This window comes from Bradyrhizobium sp. Kon69 (genome assembly GCF_055807515.1).
The window spans coordinates 1-233 of sequence record NZ_JBVVOS010000604.1 but is presented as its reverse complement, the minus strand read 5'-3'; the positions used below and the strand labels follow the sequence as shown (position 1 = coordinate 233).

1 pseudogene is annotated in these 233 nt (G+C 61.4%); it reads left to right on the top strand.

The features are described from left to right. Positions 1-233, top strand: a pseudogene (locus tag AC0L3U_RS40315) (hypothetical protein); the annotation flags it as partial.

The following is a 233-nucleotide window of genomic DNA, read 5'->3' as shown; positions in this document are numbered from 1 at the left end:
GGCAGACGATACCGAGTTCAATATGGTACCCTGAGCAATGTTGTAGAGCTCGACGCATCAGGGCAGCCCGCGATCGGCTGGTGTTTCGTTCCCGAACATGCCCTGGCGGCTGGCGACGTGATGCTCGCCCAGAAGATCGCGCTCGAAACCGACGAAGCCGCAGTGCTCGCGCTTGCCCACCGGTTTACTCCGAGACTGCCATCTCTGCCCCGGGTAGTGCGGCGTGCTTACTA